The sequence below is a fragment of the Agrobacterium sp. SUL3 genome, from assembly GCF_001263295.1.
Classification (GTDB): domain Bacteria; phylum Pseudomonadota; class Alphaproteobacteria; order Rhizobiales; family Rhizobiaceae; genus Agrobacterium; species Agrobacterium tomkonis.
In genome coordinates this window covers 1-7,262 of the sequence record NZ_KQ414547.1, presented here as the reverse complement: position 1 = coordinate 7,262, position 7,262 = coordinate 1, and the positions used below count along the sequence as shown (strand labels likewise).

The 7,262-nt window shown below is 59.4% G+C and carries 6 protein-coding genes, 1 tRNA gene and 2 pseudogenes; 5 read left to right on the top strand and 4 right to left on the bottom strand.

The window, feature by feature from the left end; genetic code table 11:
- Both AKG12_RS28685 and AKG12_RS28680 read right to left on the bottom strand, forming a co-directional pair.
- A pseudogene (locus AKG12_RS28685) lies at positions 1–207 on the bottom strand (hypothetical protein); the annotation flags it as partial.
- Positions 208–545: 338 nt separating this feature from the next.
- Positions 546–1,646, bottom strand: a complete 1,101-nt coding sequence (locus AKG12_RS28680; protein ID WP_285278032.1) for a hypothetical protein — start codon at positions 1,644–1,646, stop codon at positions 546–548.
- 330 nt (positions 1,647–1,976) lie between these two features.
- Here AKG12_RS28680 and AKG12_RS30545 point away from each other — a divergent pair, with 330 nt between their 5' ends.
- The 5 genes and pseudogenes from AKG12_RS30545 to AKG12_RS31235 form a co-directional block, all read left to right on the top strand.
- Entirely contained in the window at positions 1,977–2,246 is a 270-nt protein-coding gene (locus tag AKG12_RS30545) for a hypothetical protein (protein WP_156316112.1), read from the top strand.
- Between the two features lie 87 nt (positions 2,247–2,333).
- Positions 2,334–2,669: a hypothetical protein gene (locus AKG12_RS28675; protein ID WP_052821432.1), complete on the top strand. Its 336-nt coding sequence runs from the start codon at positions 2,334–2,336 to the stop codon at positions 2,667–2,669.
- A gap of 550 nt (positions 2,670–3,219) precedes the next feature.
- Positions 3,220–4,254, top strand: a complete 1,035-nt coding sequence (locus AKG12_RS28670) for a hypothetical protein (protein ID WP_253204156.1) — start codon at positions 3,220–3,222, stop codon at positions 4,252–4,254.
- A 209-nt stretch (positions 4,255–4,463) separates the two neighbouring features.
- Positions 4,464–5,303, top strand: a complete 840-nt coding sequence (locus AKG12_RS28665) for a recombinase family protein (RefSeq protein ID WP_052821431.1) — start codon at positions 4,464–4,466, stop codon at positions 5,301–5,303.
- Positions 5,304–5,366: 63 nt separating this feature from the next.
- Positions 5,367–6,191 (top strand): annotated as a pseudogene (locus AKG12_RS31235) (recombinase family protein); the annotation flags it as partial.
- A 498-nt stretch (positions 6,192–6,689) separates the two neighbouring features.
- Here the strand turns inward: AKG12_RS31235 and AKG12_RS31230 are convergent.
- The gene (locus tag AKG12_RS31230) at positions 6,690–7,178 is read right to left on the bottom strand and encodes a hypothetical protein (protein WP_052821429.1); all 489 of its coding nucleotides are present in this window, start codon (positions 7,176–7,178) and stop codon (positions 6,690–6,692) included.
- Between the two features lie 7 nt (positions 7,179–7,185).
- Positions 7,186–7,262, bottom strand: a tRNA-Met gene (locus tag AKG12_RS28650).

The following is a 7,262-nucleotide window of genomic DNA, read 5'->3' as shown; positions in this document are numbered from 1 at the left end:
CAGATCGAGGTCTGCCTCGACATCCGACCAGCGGACCAGATGCGGATGACGGCGCAGCACGGCCTGTTCGCGAACCGGAGCCGGAACCACGTCACGGCCAAAGCCGACCGGGCGCAAACGCGCGCCGGAGGCCGAGGCGGCCTCAGCGGCGTTGAGAAGAGAACGAAGAACTTCCCCAGTGGGGATCGTAGAGGTAAACGTGGTCATAGCCCGATTCCTTTTCGCGAAGGCTTGAGGGTCAGGCCCTTGTCGATGTTACCAGCATCGGCTTGGGCCGCTTGTTCCGACCATCCGGAACGGCCGCAACCTGGCAGGACCGGCGGCCGGGCTCAAGGTCCCGTCAATCAAAAAAGAGAACAGGACCGGAACAAGGTTAACACCGGGCTCATGACCGTCCTAACGTGTCAGCCATCGAACCTTGCCACCAGCAACGTGACCACGAAGCCCCAGACCGGAACCCCGGACAAGACAAAGGGCCGACAAGCGGCCCTTTCTGAATGCGACTGGGAGAACGACAACCCGGCCCTCCGGACTGTCGAGATGCCCTACGCCGTGACGGCCGGCGCCGATGCGGCTTCATCCAGGCCATCACCTTCGGCTTCGACGTCGATCGCCAGCGGCGGCACCACTTCGAGCGCCTGGCGGGCCGGCGGCGCTTCGTCGTTCTCGACCCTCACGTCACCGGTTGCCATCTCAGCTCCGCCTTCGACGACGATCGGAGCAACGGTCGCCGCATCGTTCGGCGGGGCCAGCGGCCATTTCGGCTTACGATCCTTCGAGATCGACCATTCGAGGGCAGGCACCACCTCGTCGCGAAGCCAGCCCGGAAGGTCCTTGGACTTCGGCCAGGAATCGACGAGACCGAGTTTCTGCAGCGTTTCGTTGACGACCGCCCATTCGGTCTTCTTCGGGAACTGCGTCGAGCGCGGATGACGACGCAGGTCGCTATCGGGCTCAACGAACTGCGCCAGACTTTCAAGCTCCATGCGCGCGACACGCGCGAGATCCTCGACCTCCCTCGCCAGGGCCTCCTTGATCACCCGCTTCTGGTCCAGCGCCGTCTTGATCGCCTGAACGATCACGTCGATATGCACGACAAACATCTTCAGGCCGTCGCGGGCTTTGATCGCAATCAACGCCTTGAGGCCGGTCACCCCGCCTGCACCATAGAAGTCGCGCTGGACTTTCTTGTCCTCTACCTCCTCCCCATTGGTCAGGATGGTTTTCACGTCAAAGACGCGAAGCTGGCCATGCTCCTCGGCATGGGCGATCGCTTCGCGGATCTTTTCGTGCGGCGCGTGCGCCAGGTGGAAGAGAGCTGTCGTCCCGACCGACAGGTCGACAAGCTCATCCCGGAAGTCAGCGAGATTGCGGAACACGGACATATAGCCCCGTGCCGTGCGGGGGGCGATGCCGCAGCGGAGCTTCACCCACTTGTCAAAAACCCCATCGTCCAGCAGCACGGCAGCTTCATCCAGATGGTCGCCGAGCTCAAAGGTCTGCTCGGTCGTGCGACGGCCAAGATCGAAGATCTTGGAAGCACTGGTTTCGAGCCGTTTGCGAAGTTTGCTGTCTATGTTGAGCTTTTCGTAGTGACGGGCGAAGGCGGCAGGCAGGGTGGTGGTGTTTTCTTTGGACACGGTCACGATAGAACTCCATTGGTTACTGACACGATACGTTCGACAACAAGCCGATCGAACACACATATTGTCAGCGCAATCGTAGTAACTGTCAAACAATGACCAAAAAAAACACTCAAGAATAGACGCCATATAAACTTAAATTTATACGATTATTATTTATATATCTATGCAAATTAACCAAATTTACGCGTCGTAAAATAATTTTTTACTTATCAATATACTGCAGAGTAAATCCAGCAGAATTTGAGCCTCGATACGCCGTTTCCGGGCGGTGAACCAACTCTGCTGGTAAGGGCCTGAAGAGATGCGGCCATCGAGAACGGGAAGCACGACATGGCGTCCAATTACACGCTGCTTGATACAGCGAGGCGATTTGGCCGAGATTACCGCACATTGCCGGTGCGCCATCTAAAATTGCCCACACGTCGAGACAAATTGCGTATCGTTGATTCCCAGTTCCGGATTTCTGATTCAGAACACCGGAGTTTTGATTCCGCAGCCGCCGTTTGGGTGCCGCACGTCATCTCGACCTTGTTCAACGTGCCCGCAATTCATTTCAAATTGCGTATCCGTGATTCCGAGCCTTGGATTTCCGATTCATGAACCGGGATTTTCGATTCCGGGGCAAATGGCGTTGCCGGGACGCGGCCGGTCTGGCAATCAGGCCAACAGGCGTATGGGAGTGGCAACATGGCAAGCAAGTCAGACGAGATCCGTAATCGCGAACAGCGCGAACGGCAGCAGAAGCTGCGCGATGCCGGTCGCAAGGCCAGGCGCCCCGACCGCGACGACATCGCCCGCACCGCGCTCTTCATGACGATCTCCAGCATGGCCGCCAGGGGCGCGACCGATGTGCTGGAGGATTTTCAGGATCGGGTGGTCGGCATGCTCGTGGAGCAGGGTTTTGACGAGCGCGAATCTGATATCGTCTTTGATGAACTCGTCGCCAAGTACCGCACGGGCGACTGGCCTTTTCGCCGCAAGGTGCACCTTCTCCATCCCAACGATCCCGATCGGGAGGATTAAGGCGGCATCCGCTTCCTGTGCGTCGACTGACCCATTCCATCAACAGGTGCCCGTCAACGCCTCACGGCGTTTGCAAATTCTGACACGTTTCCCCCCGTTACTTCATAAAACGCCGTTCGAGTCTGAATCGGACTTCCAGAGGTGTTTCACGCGAGGCCGCAAGCTGGCGGGCGGGTTCAGGCTCCGCACACTGTTCAGGCGCGCTCGCAAAAACTGTTGCATCGGCGCCACAACAAACACCCAATCGGCATGATTGTGCTGTCTCGCCACATGAGCATTCATGGTTGCTAGTTCGTTACCGGCCAGTCGCAAGCCTGGAATTCGCCCGAATTTCTCGGTGCCAGGCCATGTCCCATTTTGAGAACGTCACGTAATTCACTCAATCGCCCCTAACAACATCAACGGGTTACGACCACTTGTGGAGAATGACCGCCTGTGCTTTCTGGCGGGCAGCGATGTTCAACCCAGGCCAGTCCAGGAAAACGGAAGGAGGCGCCCATGTTCGATTACCGTCATGTTGATGGCGCCATTATGCCGCCGTCAGGAGACCTTGAGTGCCAGACACCCATTTTGGGGTTCTGCACCGGCCGCATGCGCGATCGTGCCCTTCGCGCAGATCTTCGTCGACGACGACGAAGATCTGCTCACGAAAGGAGCCACCATGTCGCATACCCCTACTTCGCAGGAAGAGTCCTGCAAGCACGCGCTCTCTAAGGACGATCGCCAGAACAACGTTCTGATGTTCCCCTTGGAGGCGGTGAACGCTGCACTCCGCAATCGTGCGGAACGTGTTCAGCGCGCAATCGCTCCGGTCAAACCCGCGGCGATGAAGCCCGTGCCCGGCGTCGGATCGATCAGGACCCGCTACCTGTATGACGTAGTCAAGGATACCAGGTCTCGCCTGTATTCCGGGACCGTCGTCATCGCCTCCGTCGCTGGCGTGACCGTCTCTCAGGCGGCCGATGCCATCCGTCAGGTGCGCTATGGCGCGGGCTGGCTCGACTTCTCCTACACCCCGCCGATCAGACATACGCGGGGTGACGAGATCGAGCAGGCTTTGCGCCTCCTCGGATATGTTGGACACTGGCGCTGGCTTCACCATAAGCCGACGCTGGCCGCCTATTTGAAGAGCCGCACCGGCGTGGAGCGCGACCATCCCAGCGTCGTGTTTCTCAGCACGCACGCTGTGGCGGTGAACGGCGGCGTCTTCTGTGATGTTCTTAGCGGTGGTGTCGTCATCGATATCGACGACGCGAAGGGTCGCCGCAAGAAGGTCAACCGCGTCTTCGTGGTGACCGACCGCATCGCGCCTTCGAAGATCGCCTCCAGAACTCCGGCACCCAAGAAGGGTGCGAGTTCCAAGCTCGACCGGCTTTTCCACGAGGCGATCAAGGCCGAGACCAACGCGGCGCGCGTGAAGATCACGCCGCACGAGGTGTTCGTGATCCGGCCCAGGGAGACGGGTTGGTATTGGCTTGGCAGCCGCGAGAACATCGAGGATCAGATCCTGATGCCACGTTCGGACAACCGTCTTGCCGGCAACAGTGATGCGGCCGCCGCCTATCGCGAGGCAAAGGGGTACTAACGACCTCCGCACGGCGAGCGTGATCGCGGCAATTATTGCCGCGCACGATCCCGTCGCCCCCAAATCCCGACCCAAGGGCAGCGCGCTCGACGCTGCTCCATCACGCACCACCGCCAGGACATGATGACCTGGCGGCTGTCGCGGGCTCCCAAGCGATCCGCGCCAGGCTACGATGTCCCCCAAGCCACTTCTAACACCAAGAGAGTACCATGCCGAAGAAAGTACTGGCTTACCTCCGCGATCCCCGCAGCACGCTGAACACAGCCTGCGCCGACTCGCAGCTCTTCCATGTGAAGGCCTTCATCAAGAAGAACGGCTGGAACCTGGAACTGACCTGCCGTGATGAAGACATCGGCGAAGCCGTCTTCACCGCCCAGCCCGGTGTCCACAAGCTTATGGACGCGATGAAGCATGGAACGGTCGACGTCGTTCTCTGCCATACGCTGGACCGTATGTGCTCGCGTTTCAGCGTTGCAGTGCGGTTGCTGCAGGATCTCAGAGCGAAGGGCGTCGAACTCTGGGCCGCTGATCCGGGCATCAAGATCAAGACCAACGACCTGATCGACTTCTATTGCACCGATCCGGTTAAGCCACTCGGAGCAACTCGCCCTCTCACGGCGATGCCTGATAACCTCTACGACGTGGAACACCTCGTAGCCCTTCCCTACGGCTATCGCTATACCGGTGCCTACAATCCCGATGGGGATTATGTGTTCGGGTTCAAGGCAATTGATAAAGAGCCGGCCGAGGTGATCTTGCGGGTTTTCCAGATGTATGCCGACGGCGTGTCGCCGGCAAAGATCGCGGAAGCCCTGAACGCTGAAGGCATCCCCGGACCTCGTGGCGGCAAGTGGCGTGACACCATCATCCGCGGTGACCGCGCGCGTCACACCGGCATCCTCAACGACGAGGTCTATATCGGCCGCTCTTGGGTGCCGGGCCGTAATTACGACAGCGCCTATGCGCTGCGGATCGTCAGCGATGAACTCTGGACCCGCGTGAAGCAGCGGCAGAATTTTGCGGCGCGGGGGCCGGTGGGAACGCCGTAGCCTTTGCCTGAACGACACACTGGCCGGCAAAGCCGGCCAGTGCTCACAACAACAGTGTTTCAGATGGAATTCAGTATGACAAAAACCGTCCTATTCTATGCCCGCTACTCCACCGACCGCCAGAACGAGGTGTCGATCGAGACACAGGTCGAACTCGGCGAGGCTTTCGTCGCCAGCAAGGGTTGGAAGCTGATCGAGACCTATGCCGATTCCGCTATCAGCGGGACCTCTTTCGCATCGCGCCCGGGCATTCAGCAGGTTTTGGCTCATGTAAAGCGCGAGCGGATCGACGTGGTCCTCTGCGTCACGGCTGATCGCCTGTCGCGCGACGTGGAGCATAGTTCGAAGATCCTCAAGGAACTTAACTACCACGACACGGCAATCTGGACGGTTCAGGCTGGCCAGGAGATCAGCCATATGGAGCTGCATATGCGCTCCACGCTCAGTCATGAACTGGTCGAGCAGATCCGTTACCGGACACGCGAAGGGATGAAGACGGCAGTGAAGAAGGGCAAGGCATCGACCTGCCTCGCATACGGTTACCGGCTCTCCCAGCAGCGCGACGCGAACGGCGACCGTATCAAGGGTTTGCGCGAGATCGATCCCGAGAAGGCAGGCATCGTCCGCCGCATCTACCAGCTCTATGCCGACGGCGTGTCGCCCCGCGATATCGCGCTTCTGTTGAACGAAGAGAGAGTCACTGGTCCGCGCGGCCGCAAATGGCGCGATACTGCAATTCGTGGCCATGTCGGCCGTGGCACCGGCATTCTCAACAACGAGAGCTATATCGGCCGCATGGTGTGGAACCGCCGCCAGTACCGCAAAAACCCTCAGACGGAGAAGCGTACGGCCCGCGCAAACGATGCGAGCGAATGGGTTCTGGCAGAGGTTCCGCAGATGCGGATCATCTCCGACGAACTGTGGAGCCGCGTGAAGGACCGGCAGAAAGAGATTGGGGAACTGTTCGATTTCGGGCAGAGTAACCGGCTCAATGCCACGCACCGGCCGGAATATCTTTTGAGCCAGCTCCTCGAATGCGAGGAATGCGGCGGCCCCTACGCGATTTCCGGCAAGGATCGCTATAGCTGCACCAACCGCAAGAAACGCCTGCCGATCGACGAGCTTGGCGGCGCATGCTGCAGCAACAGCAAGACGATCATTCGTCAGGAGCTGGAGAGCCGCGTGTTGGACTGCTTGCCGGCGGCATTTTTCGCCGAAGGCATCTTCGACACACTGTCCGAACAGAGCATCGCTTACGAGACGGCAAAACTCAAACGTCCGCTTGCCGAACGCGACCTGATGAAGCGCAAGCTCGTGGAAGTCGAGGGCAAGCAGCAGAACATCATCCAGCAGATCAGTGACCGTGCGGCCGAGGGCCGCCCTCGCCTACCGGCGCTCGATGACACGCTCGACCGGCTCGAAACCGAACGACAGGCGCTTGAACAGGATATTGCCAGTTTCACGGAAAGCGGCCCGGACATGGTCGCCAAGATCGAGGAATTGCGCCAGCGCCATAATCCAACACAGACGGAGAGGTCGATGCGGCAGTTCATGCGGCTGGCGCGCAAGGGCAAGAATGAGGATGCAAAGCGCGCTCTGATGCCGATCGTGCGTCAGCTCGTCCAGAAAGTGGTGATCGGCAAGACACCGGGCCACCAGCCGGCAAGCCTGCAGGTGCATGGCTTGATTGCCGCAATTCTCGCCCAGATGGACGTGATCGACTACATGAGCAGCCGCCTGATTTCGGAGATCCACGAGGATTTCATGGATCGGATCGAAGCCGGCGAACTCGACAGCGAGGAGAAGAGAGAGATCATGCTCGACATTTACCGCGAGGAGTTTCTCGATCGGCTTCCCGAGTGGGAGAATTTGCAAATGTCGGTGGTTGCGGGGGCAGGATTTGAACCTGCGGCCTTCAGGTTATGAGCCTGACGAGCTACCGGGCTGCTCCACCCCGCG